Here is a 22,371-nt window from a genome sequence, read left to right on the forward strand (position 1 = left end):
CCCGCCCGTGCCACCGAGGACATCGCCATGGTTGGTCAAGTCGCCGCCGGTGTTCAAAACAATGCCCGCACCACCACCACCGCCGAAATTGGCGCCAGGATTGCCACCGTTTCCGCCAGCAACGGTGGCCGAGCTTTCAACAGTGATGGCGCCGTTGTTCAAAAGCACCATGCCGGCGCCCCCGCCGCCGCCGCCGGCAAACGGGCCATTGCCATTGCCATCGCCGCCATCGCCGCCATGAACATCAGCCGTCACGGAAATTGCCGGGTTCGTCTCTGCATTACGCACGCCATCGCCACCAGCGCCGCCGCCGCCATAGCCTCCGTCCAAAAAGCTGCCGCCGCCGCCATAGCCTCCATTGCCACCATTGAGGGGCGCGGAAATATCGCCAGCAATGATATTGCTGTAACCACCGCCGCCGCCGCCGCCACCGGAGCCGCCGTTGTCACCATTTCCACCGTCTGGAATGGCCTGCGTGCCGGCCGCCCCACCGGTCCCTGCATCCGGACCGTTGCCCGCGACGCCGGCGTCACCTGCATCGCCACCATCGCCACCGTTGCTGTCTACGTCACCATCACCGCCCCGGCCTCCGGTCGCACCATAAAGAGCCTGTGCATGCGCCGGCGCCGTCAGGACGACTGGCAGCAGCAACGACCCCGCGAGCGCCGTGGAGCACAAAAGTACAAGCGGGCGCATAAGCGAGCGACGATCGCGAATTGTCATGGAATTCCCCCTCGTGTGCCGCAAGCAACGATTCCGCCGCCGGCCCGATCGCCGGGCGTCCTGCGAAAATCATCGCTTGCCGCAGCGTCGGTTCGCATGCGTCCGCCACGCACACCGCCCCGACTGCTTCCTCACAATCCGCCCGGCGAAACCACCACGACGATCGCGGTCGATGATAAAACGTCCTCTCCCGACAATTCCACCGATCAATTCTATTGAATTCTGACCAATTCTTGCACGCGCGGATCGCGCTTGCCTCCCTGCACAACTCCTGCGAGATTCAACATTTGGCGCATCGGGGGGTGTGGCAGGGGAACCCGTGCGAATACTCGACCATGCTTGATCTAAAGACCGTTCTGGTTGTCACGTTCGCAACCGCAAGCCTGCAGGCCGTCACCTGGTTGTTTGTCTGGCTGGCGTGGCGCCGTCTCTATGAGTTGAAGTTTCTTGCGGCCGGCTTCGTCGCTATCGCGGCGGGGGTGCTGCTGATTCTCCTGCGCGGGGAGCAGCCGGCGGCCTGGGCCATCGTGCTCCACAACACGATCATCAAGCTGGGCCTGGTGTTGCTGGCCGAGGGTCTGGCGCGCTTTCTGGGGCAGCCACGCTATACCTGGATCAGCATTTCACTGCTGATTATCCAAATTGTCGTGTGGAGTGCCGCCCTCGCGATGGATCCGGGCGACATTGCTATACGCATTCACGCATCGACCTTTTTTACGGTCGTCATGATGTCGGTGATGTGTCTTGGGCTGATGCGGGACCGGACGCAACCATCCCTCCTGCGCTGGATCACGATCGGTGTGCTAGCCGAGTATATCGCGGCTAGCGTTCTCCAGAGCATCATCGAATACCGGCTGCCGGTCGATTTTCAAAGCGCCTCGGTTCTGGCCGACCGCAACGCCTGGTATCTGCTGCAGGGCGCGCTGTTCCTGATCGCCTTTTTCGGCTGCCTGCTGTTCATGGTCAGTTCGCGGCTGTCCTCCGCGCTGCTCGAGAAAAACATCGCCCTGTCGCGGGAGGTACGGGAACGACGACGGCTGGAAGGCCGGTTGAACGCGAGCCTGGCGGCCGAACGCGTGCTTCGCGACGAGCAGGCGGACTTCATGCGCGTCGTCAGCCACGAGTTTCGCACCCCGCTCGCAATCATCCGCAACGCGGCCGACATGATCGGCCTTGTCGGCGACAAGTCGCCCGAAGCGACACGAGAACGGATCGCCGGCATTGGCGAGGCGCTCGATCGCCTGTTTTCCCTGATCGACCGCTTCATGGCCAATGACCGCGACAGCGGGTTTCAGCCGGAGACGATACGCGTCGGTTTGCTCGTTGCCGATGTGCGGTTGCATTTCGGGATGACCGGGCGCGGCGAGCGCCTGATCTTTATGGCCGATGACGACGCCGTTTCGCTTGTCGCCGATCCCGAGATGCTGGCGACCGTCCTGATCAACCTCATCGACAACGCGCTCAAATATTCGTCAGAGGACCAGCCAGTCGAAATCGATGTGCGCAGCGAAGGTCGAAGTGTGGTCATTCGGGTCCGTGACCGTGGCATCGGTATTCCACAGGCCGAGCTTCACAAGATCGGCAGGCGCTTCTTCCGGGCCTCCAATACGATGGCGGGAACCGGAACCGGGCTCGGCCTCTATTCTTCGCGCAAATTGCTGGCCTATCACGGCGGCAAGCTGCAGTTGCTCGCCAACGACGACCAGGGCATTACGTCCATCGTCAGCCTGCCTCTGGCAGGCGAGGCAACGGATCGACTTTCGCCCGAGGAACTGACCGCATGACGCATATTCTGATCGTCGAGGACGAGCCCCGGCTGCGCAAGGATCTGGCGGATTTCCTGGAACTGACGGGCTTCACGGCCGAAGGCGTCGCCACGGCAGGGGAATTGCGCCAGACGCTGGCCAACGGCAGCTCGCCCGCTGTCATCATCCTCGATGTCGGGCTGCCCGATGGGAACGGGTTCGATCTGGCAACCGAAATCCGCAAATCACATGCCTGCGGCATCATCATGCTGACGGCGCTCGGTGACAGCGACGACCGTATCCGTGGCTTTGAGAGCGGCGCCGACATCTACCTGGTCAAGCACAGCACGCTGCGCGAGATCGACGCCGCAATTCGCAGCCTGCTGCGACGGACGGGAGCCCCGCCCGACTCTGCCAACGGCAGCAGCGATCGGTGGGTGCTGGACGGCACGAACTGGATGCTGATCGCGCCCAATCACCGTTCGCTTAAACTGACGGCGGCCGAGTTCGCCTTCATGAACGTGCTCTGCAACCGTAGCGGCGAAATCTGCCAGCGCGAGGATCTGGTGGAGCTTGTCGCCCGTCCCAGGTCGAACTTCGACAACAGGCATCTCGACGCAGTCGTCAGCCGGCTACGCCGCAAACTGGAGGAGCACATCAGCTTGCCCGCGCCGATCAAGGTCGTCTATGGCGTTGGCTACATCTTCACCGCGGCCGCCGCCGTGCAATGAACGTCTGCTCAACGGCTGCTTCCAGACCGAAGCATCGACTGTTCATGGCGCGGCAGGACCTCGATGTGCAGCCTGCAATGTCCGCTCTCAGGAAGCCACCATGCCCGCTCCAAAGACCGAGATTGCCGCCATTCGCAACCTGGTCAATGACGCTCACCGTTGGCCCATAGCGGAACACCCTCAGCTTACTCCTCGCCCTGCTTCTGCGCGATGATGTCGAGCCGCTCGCGGTCGGAGCGTTCGCGCTCGTCGCGGTTGCGCACGTCCTTGTAGGCACGCTCAACCATGTTGGTGCGGGCGGTCGCGGCGGCGATGAGGCCGGCTTCTTGCTTCGCGCTTGCCAGGTTCGCCTCCTGGCGCACGACCGCTTGGGCGATGCGGCGGTGGTAGAGATCGGGGAACAGGGCGGAAAGCGAATCGGGCTGGTCGAAATGGCCGACCAGTTCCCTGGCTTCAGCCTCGGCGGCACTGGCCGCGGCAAGGAAGGTGGCGTGGCGGGTTTCGTGCAGCGCCTTCAGCTGTTCCTGCACCTTGACCAGTTTCTTGAGGCGGTCCTTGCGCGTGCTCATGGTCATCTCGCCAGCGTCAGGTCGACGAAGCCGTCGACGAACAGCGACAGCATGGTGCCGACGGCGAAATAGAAGATGATCATGCCGCCGGCGATGATGAAGGGCTGGGAGATGAAATAGATCGGGATCTGCGGGGTCAGCTTGTTGACGAAGCCGATCGTCAGATTGACGAGAATGGCATAGGCGACGAACGGGCTGCCGAGGCGGATGACCAGGAAGAAGGTGTCCGACACCGTGTCGGTGACATCGACGAGGGCTGCCTGCGGGTTGAAGAAGATGTTGACCGGCGCCACCGTGTAGGAGGAAACCAGCGCGCGTATTATCTCGTGGTCGAAATCGAACACGAACAGCATCAACAGCGCCGAGAACGAGATGATGGCGGCAAGGGCTGCCTGGGGTTCGGGCTCCTCGATCGCCGGTCCGCCGGTGCCGCCATAACCGACCAGCATGGCGATGGCCGAACCCATGAAGCGCAGGGCTTCCATGTAGAGCCTGGTCATGGCGCCGATCAGGCCGCCGACCAGAAGTTCCGAGATGATCATCGGCACCAGGATCTGCGGGCGCGGGTCGACGAAAGGAAAGATCTTGTCCCACAGGAAGGCGAGCAGGCCGCCGGTGGCGGCGACCGCCACGAACAACCTGACCTGGACCGGGACGCGGGCGCTGGACAGGCCCGGCATCAGCATGAAACAGGCGCCGATGCGGCAGAAGGCGAGAAACGCCGCGATGACGACGCCGTGCGACAGCACGCTCACGATATGGTTCCGAGTACCCTGATCTCGACGCCCTTGGCGATTTCGACGTGGCTGAGCACCGGCAGCGTGGTGAACAGCCGCTCGATGATCATGCGCACATAGGGGCGGGCGTCGGGCGCGGTGACGAGGACGAAACGTTCGCCGGCTTCCAGATATTTCTTGATCGCCTTGGTGGCGTCCTGGCCGAACTCCTCGAGCTGACGCGGGTCGATGTCGAATTCGCGCACCTCGCCCTTGGCGTCGCGCTTGAGGCTCTGGTGGAAGGCGAGGTCCCAGCGGTTGCCGAGGCGCAGCACCTTCAGCACGCCGCCCTCGGACAGGTCGCCGCAGATCTGCTGGGCCATGCGGATGCGGACATGTTCGACGATCTGCTCGGTGCGGCGCACATGCGGCGCGATCTCGGCGATCGCCTCGATGATCAGGTGCAGGTTGCGGATCGAGACGCGCTCGGCGAGCAGCAGCTTCAGCACCGCCTGCAGGCCGGGATAGGAGATGTGGGTGGTGCAGATCTCGTCGGCGAGCTTGCGGTATTCCTGGTCCTGGCGTTCGAGCAGCGCCTTCATATCCTTGTAGGACAGAAGCTGCGGCAGGTTGTTGCGGATAACCTCGGAGAGATGGGTGAGCAGCACCGACATGTTGTCGGCGAAGGTGTAGTTCTCGCGCTTCAGATCCTCGGCGAAGGCTTCGACGACGGAATAGGCGCGCATGCCGAAGGCCGGCTCACGGATTTCCTCGCCCGGTATCTCGGGTACGTCGCGATTGCCGAGCAGCACCATGATCTCGCCGACGCGCATCTGGTATTCGGCCACCACGGTGCCGTGCACCTTGATCTGGTAGCTTTTCGGCGGGATGGCGAAATCGTCGGCGACACGCACTTCCGGCACGACGAAGCCGTACTGGGTGGCGAATTTCTTGCGCATCTTGCCCATGCGGAAAACCAGTTCCTGATGCGACGTCAGCAGCCTTGTCGACAGCTGCTTGCCGATCAAAAGCTCGATCTCGGCGGTGGCGAGCGAGGCCTTGACCGAGTTCTTCTCCTCCTCGACCTTGGTCGCCTTTTCCTGGTCCTTGATCGCCTCGGCTTCGGCGAGGACACGGTTGGCGCGCATCGGGATGACGTAGCCGAGACCGGCCATGCCGGCGGCGAGCGCAAAGAACGGGAACAGCGGCAGGCCGGGCATCAGGCCGAGCAGGACCAGCAGCGATGCCGCGACATAGAGGGCGCGCGGGTGGGCGCCGAGCTGGCCGAACACCGCCTGGTTGGTCGAGCCGCGGGTGCCGCCCTTGGAGACGAGCAGGCCGGCGGCGAGCGACACGATCAGTGCCGGGATCTGGGTGACGAGGCCGTCGCCGACCGACAGCTTGATGAACACGTCGGCGGCTTCGCCCATGCCCATGCCGTGCCTGATGTAGCCGATGGCAATGCCGCCGACGATGTTGATGGCGGTGATGATGAGGCCGGCGATGGCGTCGCCGCGGACGAACTTCGAGGCGCCGTCCATCGAGCCGAAGAAAGAAGATTCTTCTTCCAGTTCACGGCGGCGCAGCTGCGCGGTCTTGTCGTCGATCATGCCGGCCGAGAGGTCGGCGTCGATCGACATCTGCTTGCCGGGGATGGCATCGAGGGTGAAGCGCGCGCCGACTTCGGCGATACGCGTGGCGCCCTTGGTGATGACGATGAAGTTCACCACGATCAGGATCATGAAGACGATGAGGCCGATGACGAAGTCGCTGGCCATCACCAACTTGGAGAAGCCGGCGATGACGTAGCCGGCGGCATGCGTCCCTTCATTGCCATGCGACAGGATCATGCGCGTGGTGGCGATGTTGAGCGACAGCCGCAGCATGGTGGCGATGAGCAGCACGGTTGGAAAAGACGAAAAATCGAGCGGCCGCTGGATCCACAGCGCCACCATCAGGATCAGCACCGAAAGCGCGATCGAAAAGGCGAGGCCGACATCGATGAGAAAGGCCGGGATCGGCAGGAACAGCACGGCAAGTATGATGACGATGCCGATGGCGAAGAAGACGTCGCGGCCGTTCTTGGCGGCCGCGCCGGGCTGAATGCTTTCGCTGATCGCCATATCGTCCTCAAACCCCATAGACTGCCGAGCGCGCGACAGCCCTGTGAGGGTAGTCCGCCAAGCTTGCGCGAGGGTGGGAGACTGGCTAGTTCGAACGATCATGCGCAGGTCGCCGTGTCGGCTAGCCTCGCCAGGAAAGGGAACCCATGCTTCTGATCATCGGCACCATCCGCTTGCCGCCAAACAAATTTGAGGAAGCCAAGCCCGCAATGGAACGCATGGTTTCAGGCAGCCGCGCCGAGGTCGGCTGCATCCAATATTCCTATGCGCAGGATGTTTTCGATGCCGGGCTCATCCGGGTCACGGAAGTCTGGAGCGACAGGGCAGCGCTCGACGCGCACTTCGCCTCGCCGCACATTGCGGACTGGCGTGCGAGCTGGCCGGCGCTTGGCATAGGCGAGCGCAACCTCGTGCTCTATGAAGCCGGCGAGCCCATGTCGACCTGAACGGTCCATAGGCCGATCGATATCGCGCTGTCGCCAACATGGTGTCTGTCGGCATTGTGGTTGCCATGCCGTGCCGCCGGGCGTATCAGGCTGGTTTTCCACTGCCTTTCGATATCGGCGAGCCGCCCGGGTGCTTTCCAGAAACCACAGCGAAGTCTATGCCCGCCGGCTGCGCGCGGTGCTGATCAGGTCGTTGCCCCTGCTCGAGGCACGCGGCATCGTGGTGGTCATCCTCGCCGGTGTCGTAGGCGTAATGGCTGGCATATTGGTCACGGCGATGAGCCAGATCGTGCAGGACCTGCACGGGCTGCTGTTCGGCGTTCAGCCAGGCGGCCGGCTTTCCGGCATGTTCTCGCTCGCCAATCCGATGCAGGCGCTGATACCGGCGATCGGCGGCATACTGCTGGGGCTGACGGTGGTCTGGCTCCGGATACGGAAATTCCGCACACCGATCGACCCGATCGAAGCCAATGCGCTCTATGGCGGGCGCATGTCGCTGACCGACACCTTCATCATCGCCGGCCAGACGATGATCTCCAGCGGTTTTGGCGCCTCGGTCGGGCTGGAAGCCGGCTACACGCAGGTTGGCTCCGGGCTGGCATCGCGGCTGGCGGGCATCTTCAGGCTGCGCCGCAACGATGTCCGTATCCTGGTCGGCTGTGGTGCGGCCGGCGCCATCGCCGCTGCCTTCGATGCACCGCTGACCGGCGCCTTCTACGGCTTCGAATTGGTAATCGGCATCTACTCGGTCGCCAATGTCGCGCCTGTCATGACCGCCGCGATCTCAGCCTCGCTGACCGCTGAAATGTTCGGCGGGGTGCCTTTCCCGCTCGAGCTTTCGGGTCTGCCGGCGCTCACCGCCAGCCAGTATGTGCCGTTCCTGCTGCTCGGGCTGCTCGGCGGTGCCGCCTCGATCGCCATCATGCATCTGGTGACGCTGATCGAGCGCGGTTTCGCCAGGCTGTCGATCGATGCGTCGCTGCGCCCCGTCATTGGCGGCGTCATCGTTGGCTTGTTGGGGCTGATCACGCCGCAAGTGCTGTCCAGCGGCCATGGCGCGCTGCATCGCGAATTCTCGATGAATTACGGGCTGGCCGTGGTGGCCAGCGTCTTCGTGCTCAAGCTGGCGGCGTCGGCGGTCTCGCTGGGGTCGGGTTTTCGCGGCGGACTGTTCTTTGCCTCGCTGTTCCTCGGCGCGCTGCTCGGCAAGGCGTTCGCGGATGTGATGCTTGTTATTTCTCCGGCAACCGGCATCGACCCTGCCGTCGCCGCCGTCGTCGGCATGACGTCGCTCGCCGTCGGTGTCGTCGGCGGTCCGCTGACGATGACCTTCCTGGCGCTGGAATCGACCCGCGACCTGACGCTGACCGGCGTCGTGCTGGCCGCCTCGATCATGTCGGCCATCCTGGTGCGCGAAACCTTCGGCTACTCGTTCTCGACATGGCGCTTCCATCTGCGCGGCGAGACCATCCGCAGCGCCCACGATGTCGGCTGGATGCGCAGCCTCACAGTCGGCTCGATGATGCGCAAGGACATCAAGACCATCTATGCCTCGACGACGCTGGCAGCCTTCCGCAAGGAGGTGCCGCTCGGCTCTGCCCAGCGCGTCATCGCCGTCGACGCGGGCGACCACTATGTCGGTGTGCTGATCGTGGCCGAACTGCACAGCGATCCGTCCGATGGCGAGGTGCCGGTGCGCGATCTCGCCAAATTCAAGGACGCGGTGCTGGTGCCGAGCATGAACGTGCAGGCCGCCGCGGAAACATTCCAGCGGGCGGGCGCGGAAGAACTCGCCGTGGTCGAAGATTTCACCGACCATATCGTGCTGGGCCTGTTGACCGAAGGCCATTTGATGCGGCGCTATGCCGAGGAACTCGACAAGGCGCGCCGGGACCTGTCGGGCGAGGGGTAAGCGGGCAAAAGGGGTTACGGGCTTAATGCTCGATCGGCCCCTTGGCCATCACAAGCGCCGTGCCGGCGGTGGTCGGGCGCTCGATCATGCGTCGTACGCGGGGCGGCTCGTTGCCGCTGTGCAGTGCCCGCAGGCGCTCGCCGATGACGGCGTCGGCATGGGTGATGCGTCCATTGTGCCTGATATATTCGATCCAGGTCGGCGTGTGATAGTGCTCGATCCATATGGTGGGATTCTCGAGATCACGCGCCAGCGTCCAGTTGCGGGCGCCGTCACGGCGGCGGATGCGGCCGCGTTCGGCCATGATGGCGAGGAACTCCGGTTCGTCCTCGTGGCGGATCACATACTCGATCATGATGGCGATGGGACCACTGCGCGGCTTCAGGTCAAGCGCCAAATGCGGTTCCTTGAAGCGATTGAGCGGGTCGAGGTTGAGCACCTGCTGTTGCGGCAGCGGGAGCAAAAGACCGATGGCGCCGCCGGCCAGCATGGCGATGCTGGCGGCGATCAGCGCGGTTTCGGCGCCGTGCGCATCGGCGACGACGCCCCAGATCCAGCTGCCGAGCGCGATGCCACCGAAGGTCGCGGTCTGGTAGACCGACAGCACCCGGCCGACCACCCAGCGCGGCGTCGCCATCTGCACCGTGACGTTGAAATGCGAAAGCGCGATCACCCAGCAGGCGCCGCCGACAAGCAGGCCGAGCGACGTCTGCCAGGCATGCTGGCTGACGGCGGCATTGAAGGCGCAGACGGCGAAGCCGGCGAACGCACAGCGCACCATCGTCTCGCTGGAGAGCAACTGCCGCAGCCTGACGCTGATCAAGGCGCCGCCGACCGCGCCGATGCCGAAGGCGCCGAGCATGATGCCATAGGTAAGCGCATCGCCCTTGACGACGTCGCGCGCCACCAGAGGCAGCAACGCAAGCACAGCGCCTGCACTGAAGCCGAACGCAGCACCCCTGACCAGCACCTTGCCGATGTTGGGCGACATGGCGACATAGCGCAGGCCGGCGCCCATGGCGGCCCCCAGCGACTCGCGCGGCAAGGTCGATACCGGCACGTTCGGCTTCCAGCGCGCCAGCACGACGATCAGGCCGATATAGCTCACCGCGTTCGCCGCGAAGGCGGCTGCCGCACCGGCGGCGGCGACGATGATGCCGCCGATCGCCGGACCGACGCTGCGCGTCAGGTTAAAGCCCATCGAATTGAGGGCGACGGCCGCCGGCACCTTGTTGCGGGGAACGATATCGCCGACGGAGGCTTGCCATGACGGGCTGTTGAGCGCCGTGCCGCTGTCGATCAGGAAGGTGAAGGCAAGCAGCGTCCATGGCGTGATCAGGCCCGAATAGGTGAACAGGGTCAGAAGCACCGACACCACCAGCATGAAGGTCTGGGCGACCAGCATCACCTTGCGCCGGTCGAAACTGTCGGCGATGGCGCCGGCGACCAACGCAAACAGCATGATCGGCAAGGTGGTCGAAGCCTGGACAAGGGCCACCTGATAGGGCGAGGTGGCGATCGTGGTCATCATCCAGGCGGCGCCGACACCCTGGATCAGGCCACCGAAATTCGAGACGAGACTTGCGCCCCACACGGCGCGGAAAATGCCGTGCCGGAAGGGCGCCAGCGCCGAGACGCTCTCGCTGTCCGGCTTTTCGTCAATCATTTGGGATTCCTGCCATGTCGTGCCTGCCCGTCAGACAATCCGTTTGCGCAGACCGTTTGCCGAAAGTAGGGCATGGCGCCGCAAAGGGCAAAAAAGCTCATGGTCCAACAATGGGATAGAGGCGGTCCAGGCCTTGTCTGCCGTGCGTGCGGAGGCGCCAAGGGGATCGGCGGCGTCTGTCTTCGGACAATTACGAACGGCATGCCGCGGCACGCCTTCCCAAAACAGGTTAGAACCCGTTCTGGATGCGCTCGAAGATGACGTTGGTGAAGGCCGATATCTGGCTGCCGATGAAGGGGCCGGTCAGCGCCACCACCAGCATGATGGCGACGATCTTCGGCACGAAGGTCAAGGTGATTTCCTGCACCTGGGTCAGCGCCTGGATGAGGGCGATGCCGATGCCGACCACCATGGCGACCAGCACCACCGGAGCGGACGCGACGAGCACCGTCCATACCGCGTACTGGACGATGTCGAGAGCGTCGGCCTCATTCATGGGACTGGCTCTCTGTCGAAAGCGTCAGCTTGCCGCCTTGACCGAAACTCCCGGACCGACCGCGACTTCGGTGCCGTTCTGCAGCACGGCGATGAGACCGTTGCTGGCGAGGCGCACCGAAGCCACGGTGCCCGTCGTCAGGCCGTCGGCGGAGGTTATCGAGCGCCCGATCAGTGCGTCGGCCTGCGACAGCGCCGAGGACTGCATGATCTGATTGAGCTTGGTGTTGGTCTGCACCGATTGCTCGACCTGCGAGAAGGTGGCGAGCTGGGCGACATACTGCGTCGAATCCATCGGCTTGGTCGGATCCTGGTTCTTCATCTCGGCGATCAGAAGCTTCAGGAAGGACTGGTAGTCGACTGCTGTCTTCGAGGTGGACGCGGTGGCCTGATTGGCGCCGGTCGGAATCGTCGTCGTCATGTCCACGTTCATCAGTATCGTGCTCCCACAGCCAACGGGCGCTCGGCACCCGAAACATCGTCATTGCCACCCAGCGCGCGGCGTTCGAGCGGATAAAGTGCGCGGATCGCCTTCAGCGCTTCGTAGATATGGTCCTCGCCGACCATGCGGTCGATCTGTTTCAGCGCGCTGCAGATCTGGCCGTCCTCGAAGCTTGCCAGAAGCAGCGGCAGCGAACGACGGAACATCTCGCGTGCGGCGGCGGCGCCGGCCGGGTTCATCAGCATGACCTGCAGGATGAAATAAAGCTGCTTGAGCGGTGTCGAGGCATCTTCGGCCTGAATCACGTGGTTTTCGAGCAGGAACTGGACGTCGTTCATCAATTCGACGGTGACCTTGCGGTCGACCCGGATGACGGCGCCGTTGATGTAGATCTTTTCGTTCGGCTTCAGCGATATCTTCAGCGTGTTGGTCATTGAATGCCGTCCCTGATGATCTGGGACACCTCGATCAGCCCTTCGAAATTGTTGGTGCGGCCCTGACGGATGTCCTCCGCCTCGCGCAGCAGCCACAGGCCGATGGAAATGAGGTTGGCGCGCAGTTCCTTTGGCAGGGCGTTGTCGCTGGAGCCAAGATCCTCGACGAAGGCGGTCCAGACGCGGTTGGTGAAGTGAAGCGCCTCTATCGCCTCCATCGAACCGTGGCCGGCCACTGCTGCCGCCGCCAGCATGTCGATCGAGCGGGTCAGAAGCTCGCGCTCGCGGTCCTTCGCGTCGGCAACGGAGTTGCTCTGGATGTCGGCGTAAGAGAATTGGTACATCGTTGGGGCTCTACCGTTCCGTTAAGCGTTGTCAGGTCAGGTAATTCAACAGGCTGAGCTGCTGCAGGCGTGCGGTCAACGCGAAAGACGTTTCGATGTGCTGTGTCAGGTCCGCGACCCGTGTCGCGGCTTCGGCCGGATCGACAGCTTCCAGGTCGAGAATGTGCCGTTCGAAAAGGTCGACCTGCGTTTTCATCCGATCGTTGGCATCGGAAACCCGCTTCTGGACGATGCCGGTCTCGGATTGAAGCTGGCCAATGCCGCTCAGCGCTTCGCCAACCAATGTGGTGGAGCGGCTGACAACCGTATTCTTCGCCGCCTGGCTGATGTTGCTGGACATCAGGCTGCTGACCATGGCTGCCGCCATTGCGAGCTTCTGGATGCCGGCGCTGTTGGCGCTGGTCGACGTCGGTGTGGTTTCGTTGAGTGCGATGCGGCTGACGATCTGCTGGTCGGTGGCGTTCGACCAGTTGCCCTGCCAACCAGCGCCCGTGAACTGCGGGGCGACATCATTGGTGATGAAATCGTCCATCTGGGCAGCCGTGATGTCGGCCGCGAGCGGATCGTCCTGGGTGAAGCCGAAATTGGCGACGAAAGCGGCGTCGAATGCCGCCTTGGCGGGGGAGCCGGCAGCTGTGAAGTCGTTGATTGGCTTGACGTCGGTGTTGGTGCCGGCGAACAGGTATTCGCCATTGACGCTGGTGTTGAGGATCGAGGTCAACTGCTGGATGGTCGCCTTGCCGGAGGATTGGGTGAGGCTGTTGGATGAGTCACTTGAGGAGGCGGTGGTCAGGGCGGACAGGAACGTCTGAGCGGCGGTCGAGAGTTGACCAAGCGAGGTCTGCGTCGAGGAGAGCCGGGCGCCGACCAGGCCGTTGGAATCGATGATGACGTTGAGCCGGTCAAGATCGCGCTGGAAAGTGACGGCCTGGGTGGTGCGCCCGCCGAGAGCCAGGCCGACGTCGGCGACCCTGCCCGTCGAGGATTCTTTCGTGGCTTTGACGAGTTCGGCCTGCATGCGCATCTGCTGGGAGCGCATGGCATTGGAGATTGCGGCCGAGGAGACTGAAGTCATGGAATTATCCCACCGCGTTGAGCAAGGCCGTCATCATGTCGTCGACGGTTTTCATCATCCGGGCCGATGCCTGGTAGGTGTGTTCGAGGTCGAGCAGCAGCGACATTTCCTGGTCGACATTGACCCCGGTCGCGTTGGACAGCGCCTCGGCGCTGCGCGACGCCAGTGCTTCCTTGGCGTCGGAGGCGGTCGAAGCCTGCTGGCGCACGCCCTCGAACCAGCCGATCGAACTGGCGGCGTAGTCGGACACGCTGGACGTTGCCGAAACCCCGGCGGCGGGGTCGAAAGTCATCGGCTGGTCGAGCCGGTCGCCATAGGCAACCAGAAGGGTGGAATAGGACGCGCCACCGCCCGTGTTGGCGACGTAGGCCGCACCGTTGGCTCCGCCGTCGCGCAGCAGCATCGGGTTGCCGCCGGTGCCCGGGTCCATCGCTGCATTGACGCTGATGGACGCGGCAAGGCCGTTGACCAGCGTGCCGGCGGCCGGCACGGCCGGCGCACCAGACCAGGTGAACAGGCCGGCGGCGTTGGCCATCGAGGGTGCGGTCTCGGCAAAGGCTGTGATCAGGCCACGCGCGGTCTCGTCGAGCTGGCTCTGCATGGTCGAGGCGACGCCGTCGCGCAATTGCAGCAGGCCGGCAAGCGTGCCGCTGGCGCTGGTGTTGCCACCGGCTCCCGCCGAGATCGGCACATTGTCGATGTAGACGGCATTGCCGGCGGCACCCGCGGTATAGCCTGCCGACGCCGCGAAGGTGACCGTGCGCGGTATCGTCTCGAACAAGGTCGTGCCGTCGCCGGTGGTGATGACCATGTCATTGTCGCCTCGCGTGAAGGTCGACACCGGGACATAGTTCGAAATCTTCTTCAAAAGCGTATCGCGCTGGTCGAGCGCATCGGAAACGTCGGTGCCGGAACGGGTTCCGGACATGACGGCCGTGTTGGCATCCTGGAATTGGCCGAGCAGCGAGTTCAGGTCGTCGACGGCGGTGGCAATCTGGCCGTCGGTCTGGGTGCGGATATCCTGGACTGCCTTGGAGCCCTCATTGAGCGAGCGCACGACCTGTTTGGCGGCGTCGATGACGGAGGCGCCGAGGTTCTGATTCGACGGCGAGGTGGCGTAGAGCTGCAGCGCCTGCTGCAGGTTGGCGATCGCGGTCGAGGGCGAGGACGCATTGTCGACGCCATTGACCGCAACACCCAACTGATCCATGCCGTTGTAGAGAGCGTTCTGGCCGCTCCAGGCTGATAGCGCGGCGAGATTCTGGCGAAACAGAAGCTCGTTGGCTGCGCGCTGGATATCGACCGAGCGCGCACCCGGCGCCGTGCTGGTGACGACGGCCTGGCGCCGCGAATAGTCCGGGTTGGAGGCGTCGGCGACATTGCGCGAGACAACGCTGGTCTGTCGCGCGGTGTTCATAAGCGCCGACTGGGCGATACTCAATGCGGTAGACAGTGACATGCGGGTCTTTCGCGGGCGACGCCCGTCTTATCTCTTCAGGTTGACAAGGACGTCCATCAGATCGGAACCGGTCTGGAAGACTTTCGAATTGGCGGTGTAGCTGCGCTGTGCCGCGATCATGTTGGTCAGTTCTTCGGCGATATCGACGTTGGAATTCTCGAGCGCGCCGGAGATGATGGAGCCGAGCTTGCCTTCATTGGCAAAGCCGACACGAACCGCGCCGGACTCGGTGCCTTGCGAATAGACGTTGCCAGGCAGCGCCTTGAGCTGGTCCGGGCTCTGTACGTCGGCGAGCGGGATCTTGTAGAGCGGCTTGGTCGAGCCGTCCTTGTACTGGGCGTAGATGGTGCCGTCCTTGCTGATCTGAACCTTGTCGATGGTGCTCGGTGCGTTGCCGTTGACCTGGGCGTCGGAAACCGTGAAGCCGGTGCCAAGCTGGGTCAGCGCCGACAGATCGAGATTGAGGGTGGCGCCGTTCGGCACAGTAAATGAAACGTTGGTGGGCGTGCCGGTGAGCTTGCCGGTGGTGGTGTCGAAGGTCAGGTTGGCCGAGCCCAGCAAGCCGCCGGCGGTGTAGGGGAACGATGTTCCAGCGGTGGCCTTCGACTGATCGAAGACCGCCACCTGCCAGGTGCCGGCGCCGGTGTTGGTGAAGTAGACGTCGAGCAGCTTCTTGTTGCCGAGATTGTCGTAGGCGACCATCGAGGATTTCGACGTGTATTGCGCGGTCGCAGCGTTGGCGGCGGGCAGGTTGGCGGTCGCGACAGGTGTCGCACCCGCCGGCAGGTTGCCGGCAAAGCTGCCCTCGGTGCTCGGCGTTGCGGTCATGCCCTGGTCGGAGATGACAACCGGGACCAATCCCTCGAAGCCGTTGACCGTCGCTGCCGGTACGCCGTTCTCGTAACTGTAGGCCATCAGCTGGAAGCCGGCCGAGTTGACCAGCCTGCCCTGACCGTCGGGAACGAAAGCGCCGGCTCGGGTCAGATAGGGGGTGCCGCTCGGATCCTGAACGACAAAGAAGCCATCGCCGCTGACGGCAAGGTCGGAAACCGAGGTCGTGTACTGAAGCACGCCCGGATCGCTGACGGCCTGACGGATCGTCGTGGTGACGCCGCCGGAATTGTAGGCGCCGCCGGTCGACGGCATGACCAGCGTCGAAAATTCGGCGGAGGACCGCTTGTAACCCGTGGTATCTGAATTGGCGATGTTGTCGGCGACCGTCGACAGGCGGTTTGCCTGCGCGTTCATGCCGGAAACGCCGGTCCGCATCATTCCATAGAGGCTCATCGAAACGTCTCCGCTGTGTCCATGCTGCTGGCTGCGAGGCTACGCATGTTTTCTTGCGCGAGGCTGGCGCGGCGCTGCATCAGAAGACGAGCCGGTAGCCGAGGAAACGCTTGGAATCGATCGGGTCGGTGCCCAGCTTCTCGCGCAGCTTCTTGCGCAGTTTGCTGATGTGGCTTTCCACCACGTTCTCCTCGATCTCTTCGTCGAAGATGCCGTAGATGGCGTTGAAGACCTGGGTCTTGGTGACCCGGCGTCCGCGATTGCTCGCCAGATATTCGAGGATGCGGCGCTCGCGGCGCGGCAGGGGGAGGGGCTGACCGTCGATCTCGGGGTCGCGGCCGTCCATGAAGATGCGCATGGCGCCGATCTCGGTGTAGGCGACGTCTTCCTGGGCGCGGCGGCGGATCGCGGTGATGCGGGCCAGGATCTCACGGATATGGACGGGCTTGCGAATGACGTCATCGACGCCGCTCTCGAACAACCGCAGCGTGTTCTCCAGCGAATGCTGTTCGCTCAGCGCAATCACCGGGGCGCCGGTGCGGTCGCGGATCTGGCGCGGAGAGATGGAACCTTCGCGGCAATCGCCGATGAGGAAGGCCCTGACCGAGCGCAGATCGGTGTCGGCGGCCGAATTCACCCACTCACCGAATTCGCCGGATGCAAAGCCTGCACAGGCGATGCCCTCACGATCGAAAAGTGAATTGTATCCCTCTGTTACGAGCTCGCGCTCGTCAACGATCACAATCATCGGCCCCGCCTTCCGAATCAAATCATTTGCCCCGTGAAGAGAGGCCTATCCGCTGGCGAGAATCCTGAACAACCGTCATTTCTTATAGCTAGTTTCTTGGGAGTCTGGAATCGTATCGGTTGCATTAGCGTGCAGCCAGATACGCATTCGGCGCCAAGTTTTGGCCAGGCCAGAACAACAATTCGGGGTTGTGTGGTAGGTCTATCAGTAATGGGAAATGCGCTTATGGGTTGCAGAATCCGCGGGCGTTCGCGGTCCATTTTCCAAAGCCGGTGGCGACCATGTTGGCAATGACGCGGCAGACATAGATCTTCTGCGCCGGGTCATTGTCGGGGCCGGCATGATAGCGGGCCACGGCCATCGACCAGGTCTCGTGACGGGCATGAAGGCTGGCCAGGAAGCGCGCCGCATAGTCGACGTTCTGACGTGGGTCGAGCATGTCCTCGACGCTGCGAAAATGCGATGCGTGGTAGTGGTGGTTGATCTGCATGCAGCCGAGATCGATCAGGGTCTTGCCCTCGCGCCGGGCATTGGCGAAGGCGGCAAGGGCCTCGGTCCGGCTTCTGGGAAAGACTGCTTTTCCCTCTATATTCAAAGCGTTGGGTTGAAGGCTGCCCTTGTTGCCGGTCTCCGTCAGGCCAACGGCATAAAGGATGCCGGCGGGAACGCCATAGCGGTCGGCGGCGCGCAGGATTTCCGGCTCGCAAGGGTTGGTCGCGGCTGCGGCAGCTGTTACCGCGCTAGATAAAGATATCGCCGCCAGCGCGCTCGCGAGAAGGCGAAGTGCCGCGGCCGTAGTCCTGCGCGTCATCGTTGCGGTTCCCTGAGGATTGCTGACCCGGTTGCTGGCCGCCGGCTCCACCATTGCCGCCGCCCGAATTCCCCGGTTGAAAGGATGCTGGATCGCGGCCTGTTGCGGCCGCCAACGGAGCGGTTGCATCCGTCCGGGTTGTAGCGGGAACTGCTACCAAAGGTTGCATTATCGTGACCTTGTCAACCTCGAAGCCGAGCCCTCGCAGCGACTTGACGATGGCCTCGCTGTCGGCCGACAGCCGACGATAGGCATCGTGTGTTTCAGGCTTCAGCTCAATCGAAAGTTGTTCCCCGGAGAGGCGAAGATTGGCCGTCACCATGCCGAGTTCGGCAGGGTGAAGTTCGATCTTCAACACATGTGTCGGAACGGCAACAGAGCTGGCCAGATGGGTGGTCGTGGGTGAGGCTGAAAGCGCCTTTTGCGGCCCGGCGTCGGCGGCTATGGCGTTGATCACATTGAGGGCCGCCTGGCTGATGGGACCCTGCGGCGGCGCGGGGAAGCTCCGTTCCGACACCACGTCGATGCGCGCGGCGGACAGGGACTGTTTTCCCGCTTCGGGACGCATCGAGGACTGCACATCCTCGATGCTCCTCATCGCATTCGTGGTGGGCTTCGACGGCACGCCGGGCACATCGGCAGCCGGCGCGTCCGACAGCTTCCGGGCCGCCGCTGTGACGTCGCGTTTTGGTGCGCTGGAGGCAGCGCTCGGCGACTGACCGTCAAGCGCCGTCAAAGGTCCGTCGACGATCGACGCCTGCTCCGGCTTCGACATGGTTTCGAGTGCTTCGCGTCCGCCCGACGATTTTGAGCGGTAGGTCTTTGGCAGTGCAGCCTGTCCGCCGAGCATCGGGTCCGAGGGATTCTCGCCGGTGGCCGCATTGCCCCCCGCTGCCTTGGCCGCTGTCGAGAAATGCCGCAGGTCATGAAACGCGATCAGCAGCGGCAGGTCGTCCTGAAGCGGCGCGGTATCCGACGCCGTCTGTTCGGCGTCGGCCTTGTGCGCCTTTGCTTCCAAATCGTCCTTGCCGGTTTTCACGCTTGCGCCTTTGGCCGAGGTGGTCCTTCCGGGCTCGGCCGATGCCGGTTCGGCCTTGGCGCCATGCCCGGCGAGGCCGGCAGCGAGCTTGCTCCAGCGCCGGTCGCGCGATCCCGCCTCTGTCGACGCCTGCCGTTCCGGGCGGGCGTCGTCGCGCAGCATTTTGCCGAAGCCGGCGTCATCGTTCCTGCCGTTCGCGGCAGGCTGCTCCGACGTCGCGCGCGTGGAGGCAAATCCTGGCAAGGCCGAGCCGAGGCTGGTGGTCATTTAGGGGCGGCTCCAAGCATCTGGTCGATCAGATCGAGCTGTCGACGTGTTCTGGTCATGGCGGCGTCGGTCGGATCGGCGGGCTCTGGACCGGCGGCGGGCGAAGGTGCCGACGCCGGCACGACGGTCGCAGGCTCGGCGGATGTGGCTGCAACTGCCGCCGTGTCCGGCGCATTGGGGGCCGGTCCGCCGGAGGCCGCGGTGGCGGCGGGTTGCTCCGAGATGGCGCCTTCGACTGGTGGCAAGCCACTGTCATCGGCGTTTTGCGGCGTGGCGATCTCGGGAGCCGGAGGTTGCTCGGCCGCGACAGGGGCAGGCTTTTCCGCCGGAAGGGCGGTGGGCGGCGCGACGACCTCGCCGGCAATGGCCTGAGCGGCGTCGAGCAAGGCGCGGTCGCCCTCCGACAGCCGGCTGCGATCGATCTTGCCGAGCTTGGCACGAATGTCCTCGATTGTGCCAGAGGTGACGGTGGAAAGGCTGGCATAGAGCAGGGCGCGTGGATCGTCCTGATTGGTGTTGCCGTCGCGGCCCTGCTCGGCGCGCGCCGAAGCGAAGGCCGAAAGGTCGTTCAGGCCGTCTATCGCGGCACGGCGGGCGATGCGCAGATAGATCACCTTCTCGCGCTCGGCATCCATCATCGAGGTGATGTCGCCCAGCTTGTCCTGGCTGATCGACATGTGCAGCGCGATGACGCCGGAGACAAAGGAGTCCGCGAACTGGCTGGCATAGGGCGAATAGAGGTAGCGCTCGACATACTGGGTGGAAGCAAGGGCGAAACGTGCCGCGTCGCCTTGCGCGACTGCAAGGCCGACCGAACGGCGAAGTGCCGCTTCCTCGACCAGCGTGCCGGGGCTGAGCAATCTTGCCTCGTCGAGCAGACCGAGTGCGGTCGCCGGTTGATCGCCGGCAAGCAGCGAGCCTTTGACCAAAGCGAGGAAGGCGCCGAGATCCGGAGGCAGCGCCATGGGATCGATCGGCCTCAAGGCTTCGATAGCCTTGCCGGGCCGGCCGTTGAGGTACTCAATCACGCCTTTGGCGATGGCAAGGCTTTGCGGGTCCGCCGTAGCGCGCGACGTGGCCGCTTCGACGGTCACCGGGTTGCCGCCGCTCATGCCGTAGACAAGCAGGGCCCGAAAATTCTTGGGATCCTTGTAGTCCTCGGCATTCGCCGCGCGCAGGCGCGCATCCGTCATCTCGAGCAGCTTGGCCTGCATCGGCAGGGCGGCATGATCGCCGGCGGCTATGCGGTCCTGGATGAGCTGCAGCGAGCGCACCAACTGATACGGCTGCAGGGCCTCCTGGGCGAAACCAGTGGACGGGTGTCCGCCGGCCAGCAGCAACAGGCCAATCAACCGGCGGGTGACGGCCGCTCGCTTCATCCGCCGGTCGCCATCAGGATCTCGATGCGGCGGTTCGCGGCCGCCAATGGATCGGCTGCTATTTTCGGCTGGCGGTCCGCGAAACCGGCGACCTCGGTGATGCGGCGTTCGTCGACGCCGCCGCGCACGAGCATGTAGTACGCGGAATGCGCGCGCGCCGTCGACAGCCGCCAATTGTCGTAGCTGTCGCTGCGGAACGGCCGGGCATCGGTGTGGCCGTTGATGCTGATGGTGCCCTTCTGGCTGTTGACGATGCGGCCGATCTTCTCCATCGCCAGCACCAGTTCGCGTCTCGGCAACGCCGAGCCGACCTCGAACATGCCGAAGTCGAGCTGATCGGTGATCGAGATGACGACGCCCTTGTCGGTGGCTTCGACCGAGACGCCGTCGTGCAGCTTGTCGCCAGGCTTGAAAGCATCGGCCAACTGCCGCTTGACGTCGGCCGCTGCCTTCACGGCAGCAGCGGTTGGCGCCTTCTCCCCGATGTCGGGCTGGACGGCCTTTTGCGCCTCAGGCTCAGCCTTCGCTACCGCGGCCTTGGTGCCGTCCGGTTTCGTCTCGCCGGCCAATGCCGTGGCAGGGTTCGCGGCCTGTTTACTGGTCGCGTCCTTTGCCAGTGGCTCGAGCGGTGCCGCGACAGGCGGCACGGCTTTGACTTTGAGCACCTGCGTTTCGGCGGTCTTGTCGCCGGGCTTGGCCGGATCGCCCTCGATCTTGGTGCGCTGGGCGCTGGCCTCGGCGCCGGGCGCGGCGACCTGCTGCGACCAGAAATCCGGCTCGAAAGGATCGCGGTAGGAGGCGCCACCGGAGGCGCCGGTAGCCGGGCCGGCAGCCTGCACGCCGCCATCGCCTTTCTGGCTGACATTCTGCATGACGCCGGTATCTGTGGCGATTTCCGAAAGCACCGCGTAGGGGTCGGCGAAGAGATGGTCGTCGGAGTGTTCCGCCTGCTGTGGCTCCTGCTTGTCCTGCTTGCGCTCCGACGCGCCCGCGCCGGCATTGCCGTTCTGTCCGGCTTTGCTGGTCGCCTCTTGCGGATCGTCGGCCGTCAGTCCCATGGCGCGCGGGCCGTCGCCGAGATCCTCCAGGCCCTTGCGGCTCGAATTGCGGTCGACCAGCTTGACCGGGTTGAAGTAGCTGGCGACGGCTGCCTTGGTCTGCTCGTTGGCGGCGTTGATCAGCCACATGACCAGGAAGAAGCACATCATGGCCGTCATGAAGTCGGCGAAGGCGATCTTCCAGACGCCGCCATGGTGGGCCTCGTCATGGTCGTCATGACTGCGCCGCACGATGATGATCTCGTGGCGGCCCTGATCGGCGTTGGCGACGCTCATGCCAGGACCTCCGAGAGGGTCGTCGACCATTCGGCCATGCGCGTTTCGAACACCGCCTCGTCGATAGCCACGGTCAGGTCGAAGCCTGGCGCCTCGACAAAATCGAGATTGGCGGCGCGGGGTCCGAGCGATGCCTTCAGTGTTTCGAACATCGAGAGCGGGCCGCGCACGACGATGCGCACAGCCTCGGCGTCGCCAACCGCTTCGCGGACGGCGTCTGCCAACGCATCGATCGAACGTTTCTGCAGATCGTCGCTGACGATGCCGCCGATGATGCGGGCGACCGTGCCGGCGACAAGTCCGGTCACGCGCGCCTCCATCGCATCGATGTGCAACGAGACCGCCTTGCCGACATCGTCGCCAAGGCTTTCGAGAAATATCCTTGCTTCCTCAGCACTGGCCTGGCGTTCGGCTTCGAGCGCGGCGTCATGCGCAGCCGCCAGGCGGCCCTCCAGCGCTGCCTCCGCCTGGGCAACCGCCTCGGCGATCAGCGTGCCGATATCGGCTTGTGGCGCCGGCGTCTCGGGCTTGTGTTCGGGATCGACTGCTGCCCGGGGCTGGCCGGCACGCTGCGCGCGCGTGCCGAAATCAGGCAGAAGGTCGAAGAGGGCTACGGAAGGCATGGT

At 64.0% G+C, this 22,371-nt stretch carries 22 protein-coding genes; 5 read left to right on the plus strand and 17 right to left on the minus strand.

Features of this window, described 5'->3' with window-relative positions; all coding sequences use genetic code 11:
• Nucleotides 1–27 precede the first annotated feature (27 nt).
• From M729_RS1000000138775 to M729_RS0109445, 3 genes are read left to right on the plus strand one after another with little or no spacing between them, the layout of a single operon-like run.
• Complete coding sequence (locus M729_RS1000000138775) at nt 28–942, plus strand: hypothetical protein (protein WP_198032085.1); 915 nt, start codon at nt 28–30, stop codon at nt 940–942.
• Nucleotides 943–956: 14 nt separating this feature from the next.
• Entirely contained in the window at nt 957–2,507 is a 1,551-nt protein-coding gene (locus M729_RS01000000134800) for a HAMP domain-containing sensor histidine kinase (protein ID WP_224675593.1), read from the plus strand.
• Complete coding sequence (locus M729_RS0109445; RefSeq protein ID WP_013529766.1) at nt 2,504–3,199, plus strand: response regulator transcription factor; 696 nt, start codon at nt 2,504–2,506, stop codon at nt 3,197–3,199. Before M729_RS01000000134800 ends, M729_RS0109445 begins: the two co-directional genes overlap by 4 nt.
• Nucleotides 3,200–3,384: 185 nt before the next feature.
• On the opposite strand, the gene M729_RS0109450 is transcribed toward M729_RS0109445, so the two are convergent.
• From M729_RS0109450 to flhA, 3 genes are read right to left on the minus strand one after another with little or no spacing between them, the layout of a single operon-like run.
• The gene (locus tag M729_RS0109450) at nt 3,385–3,768 is read right to left on the minus strand and encodes a hypothetical protein (protein ID WP_013529767.1); all 384 of its coding nucleotides are present in this window, start codon (nt 3,766–3,768) and stop codon (nt 3,385–3,387) included.
• A 2-nt stretch (nt 3,769–3,770) separates the two neighbouring features.
• Nucleotides 3,771–4,523, minus strand: a complete 753-nt coding sequence (fliR, locus tag M729_RS0109455; RefSeq protein WP_027161422.1) for a flagellar biosynthetic protein FliR — start codon at nt 4,521–4,523, stop codon at nt 3,771–3,773.
• Nucleotides 4,520–6,607, minus strand: a complete 2,088-nt coding sequence (gene flhA / locus M729_RS0109460) for a flagellar biosynthesis protein FlhA (RefSeq protein ID WP_027161423.1) — start codon at nt 6,605–6,607, stop codon at nt 4,520–4,522. Before flhA ends, fliR begins: the two co-directional genes overlap by 4 nt.
• A gap of 146 nt (nt 6,608–6,753) precedes the next feature.
• Here flhA and M729_RS0109465 point away from each other — a divergent pair, with 146 nt between their 5' ends.
• A complete protein-coding gene (locus M729_RS0109465) occupies nt 6,754–7,053 on the plus strand; it encodes a putative quinol monooxygenase (RefSeq protein WP_013529770.1) in 300 nt (99 codons plus the stop codon).
• Between the two features lie 130 nt (nt 7,054–7,183).
• Nucleotides 7,184–8,965, plus strand: a complete 1,782-nt coding sequence (locus M729_RS0109470; RefSeq protein ID WP_027161424.1) for a chloride channel protein — start codon at nt 7,184–7,186, stop codon at nt 8,963–8,965.
• Between the two features lie 22 nt (nt 8,966–8,987).
• Here M729_RS0109470 and M729_RS0109475 read toward each other — a convergent pair whose 3' ends face one another.
• From M729_RS0109475 to M729_RS0109540, 14 genes are all read right to left on the minus strand, one after another.
• Complete coding sequence (locus M729_RS0109475) at nt 8,988–10,631, minus strand: MFS transporter (protein WP_027161425.1); 1,644 nt, start codon at nt 10,629–10,631, stop codon at nt 8,988–8,990.
• A 229-nt stretch (nt 10,632–10,860) separates the two neighbouring features.
• Complete coding sequence (fliQ, locus tag M729_RS0109480; protein ID WP_013529773.1) at nt 10,861–11,127, minus strand: flagellar biosynthesis protein FliQ; 267 nt, start codon at nt 11,125–11,127, stop codon at nt 10,861–10,863.
• A 24-nt stretch (nt 11,128–11,151) separates the two neighbouring features.
• The gene (flgD, locus tag M729_RS0109485; RefSeq protein WP_013529774.1) at nt 11,152–11,559 is read right to left on the minus strand and encodes a flagellar hook assembly protein FlgD; all 408 of its coding nucleotides are present in this window, start codon (nt 11,557–11,559) and stop codon (nt 11,152–11,154) included.
• A complete protein-coding gene (flbT, locus tag M729_RS0109490) occupies nt 11,559–12,002 on the minus strand; it encodes a flagellar biosynthesis repressor FlbT (protein ID WP_013529775.1) in 444 nt (147 codons plus the stop codon). The genes flgD and flbT overlap by 1 nt, the downstream gene beginning before the upstream one ends.
• Nucleotides 11,999–12,346 carry a flagellar biosynthesis regulator FlaF gene (gene flaF, locus M729_RS0109495; protein ID WP_013529776.1) on the minus strand — a complete coding sequence of 116 codons (348 nt, stop codon included), beginning with the start codon at nt 12,344–12,346 and terminating at the stop codon, nt 11,999–12,001. The genes flbT and flaF overlap by 4 nt, the downstream gene beginning before the upstream one ends.
• A gap of 31 nt (nt 12,347–12,377) precedes the next feature.
• The gene (locus tag M729_RS0109500; RefSeq protein ID WP_013529777.1) at nt 12,378–13,421 is read right to left on the minus strand and encodes a flagellar hook-associated family protein; all 1,044 of its coding nucleotides are present in this window, start codon (nt 13,419–13,421) and stop codon (nt 12,378–12,380) included.
• Between the two features lie 4 nt (nt 13,422–13,425).
• The gene (gene flgK / locus M729_RS0109505) at nt 13,426–14,880 is read right to left on the minus strand and encodes a flagellar hook-associated protein FlgK (RefSeq protein ID WP_027161426.1); all 1,455 of its coding nucleotides are present in this window, start codon (nt 14,878–14,880) and stop codon (nt 13,426–13,428) included.
• 27 nt (nt 14,881–14,907) lie between these two features.
• Entirely contained in the window at nt 14,908–16,167 is a 1,260-nt protein-coding gene (locus M729_RS0109510; RefSeq protein WP_013529779.1) for a flagellar hook protein FlgE, read from the minus strand.
• A gap of 79 nt (nt 16,168–16,246) precedes the next feature.
• A complete protein-coding gene (locus M729_RS0109515) occupies nt 16,247–16,915 on the minus strand; it encodes a response regulator transcription factor (protein ID WP_027161427.1) in 669 nt (222 codons plus the stop codon).
• A gap of 223 nt (nt 16,916–17,138) precedes the next feature.
• Complete coding sequence (locus M729_RS0109520) at nt 17,139–17,726, minus strand: transglycosylase SLT domain-containing protein (protein ID WP_050596211.1); 588 nt, start codon at nt 17,724–17,726, stop codon at nt 17,139–17,141.
• Complete coding sequence (locus M729_RS0109525) at nt 17,656–19,032, minus strand: flagellar hook-length control protein FliK (RefSeq protein WP_027161429.1); 1,377 nt, start codon at nt 19,030–19,032, stop codon at nt 17,656–17,658. The genes M729_RS0109520 and M729_RS0109525 overlap by 71 nt, the downstream gene beginning before the upstream one ends.
• Nucleotides 19,029–20,411, minus strand: coding sequence for a chemotaxis protein MotC (locus tag M729_RS0109530; RefSeq protein WP_027161430.1), 1,383 nt, complete (start codon nt 20,409–20,411; stop codon nt 19,029–19,031). The genes M729_RS0109525 and M729_RS0109530 overlap by 4 nt, the downstream gene beginning before the upstream one ends.
• Entirely contained in the window at nt 20,408–21,745 is a 1,338-nt protein-coding gene (locus M729_RS0109535) for a MotB family protein (RefSeq protein WP_013529784.1), read from the minus strand. The genes M729_RS0109530 and M729_RS0109535 overlap by 4 nt, the downstream gene beginning before the upstream one ends.
• Nucleotides 21,742–22,368 carry a hypothetical protein gene (locus M729_RS0109540; protein ID WP_013529785.1) on the minus strand — a complete coding sequence of 209 codons (627 nt, stop codon included), beginning with the start codon at nt 22,366–22,368 and terminating at the stop codon, nt 21,742–21,744. Before M729_RS0109540 ends, M729_RS0109535 begins: the two co-directional genes overlap by 4 nt.
• Between the last annotated feature and the right edge of the window lie 3 nt (nt 22,369–22,371).

It is taken from the genome of Mesorhizobium sp. WSM1293 (assembly GCF_000513875.1).
Classification (GTDB): domain Bacteria; phylum Pseudomonadota; class Alphaproteobacteria; order Rhizobiales; family Rhizobiaceae; genus Mesorhizobium; species Mesorhizobium ciceri.

Excerpts from the sequence above, each read along its gene's own strand:
- M729_RS1000000138775 (WP_198032085.1), top strand. The coding sequence starts at position 28 with ATGGTTGGTCAAGTCGCCGCCGGTGTTCAAAACAATGCCCGCACCACC.
- M729_RS0109445 (WP_013529766.1), top strand. The coding sequence starts at position 2,504 with ATGACGCATATTCTGATCGTCGAGGACGAGCCCCGGCTGCGCAAGGAT.
- M729_RS0109450 (WP_013529767.1), bottom strand. The coding sequence starts at position 3,768 with ATGAGCACGCGCAAGGACCGCCTCAAGAAACTGGTCAAGGTGCAGGAA.
- flhA (WP_027161423.1), bottom strand. The coding sequence starts at position 6,607 with ATGGCGATCAGCGAAAGCATTCAGCCCGGCGCGGCCGCCAAGAACGGC.
- M729_RS0109465 (WP_013529770.1), top strand. The coding sequence starts at position 6,754 with ATGCTTCTGATCATCGGCACCATCCGCTTGCCGCCAAACAAATTTGAG.
- M729_RS0109475 (WP_027161425.1), bottom strand. The coding sequence starts at position 10,631 with ATGATTGACGAAAAGCCGGACAGCGAGAGCGTCTCGGCGCTGGCGCCC.
- fliQ (WP_013529773.1), bottom strand. The coding sequence starts at position 11,127 with ATGAATGAGGCCGACGCTCTCGACATCGTCCAGTACGCGGTATGGACG.
- flgD (WP_013529774.1), bottom strand. The coding sequence starts at position 11,559 with ATGAACGTGGACATGACGACGACGATTCCGACCGGCGCCAATCAGGCC.
- flbT (WP_013529775.1), bottom strand. The coding sequence starts at position 12,002 with ATGACCAACACGCTGAAGATATCGCTGAAGCCGAACGAAAAGATCTAC.
- flaF (WP_013529776.1), bottom strand. The coding sequence starts at position 12,346 with ATGTACCAATTCTCTTACGCCGACATCCAGAGCAACTCCGTTGCCGAC.
- M729_RS0109500 (WP_013529777.1), bottom strand. The coding sequence starts at position 13,421 with ATGACTTCAGTCTCCTCGGCCGCAATCTCCAATGCCATGCGCTCCCAG.
- flgK (WP_027161426.1), bottom strand. The coding sequence starts at position 14,880 with ATGTCACTGTCTACCGCATTGAGTATCGCCCAGTCGGCGCTTATGAAC.
- M729_RS0109510 (WP_013529779.1), bottom strand. The coding sequence starts at position 16,167 with ATGAGCCTCTATGGAATGATGCGGACCGGCGTTTCCGGCATGAACGCG.
- M729_RS0109515 (WP_027161427.1), bottom strand. The coding sequence starts at position 16,915 with ATGATTGTGATCGTTGACGAGCGCGAGCTCGTAACAGAGGGATACAAT.
- M729_RS0109520 (WP_050596211.1), bottom strand. The coding sequence starts at position 17,726 with ATGACGCGCAGGACTACGGCCGCGGCACTTCGCCTTCTCGCGAGCGCG.
- M729_RS0109525 (WP_027161429.1), bottom strand. The coding sequence starts at position 19,032 with ATGACCACCAGCCTCGGCTCGGCCTTGCCAGGATTTGCCTCCACGCGC.
- M729_RS0109530 (WP_027161430.1), bottom strand. The coding sequence starts at position 20,411 with ATGAAGCGAGCGGCCGTCACCCGCCGGTTGATTGGCCTGTTGCTGCTG.
- M729_RS0109535 (WP_013529784.1), bottom strand. The coding sequence starts at position 21,745 with ATGAGCGTCGCCAACGCCGATCAGGGCCGCCACGAGATCATCATCGTG.
- M729_RS0109540 (WP_013529785.1), bottom strand. The coding sequence starts at position 22,368 with ATGCCTTCCGTAGCCCTCTTCGACCTTCTGCCTGATTTCGGCACGCGC.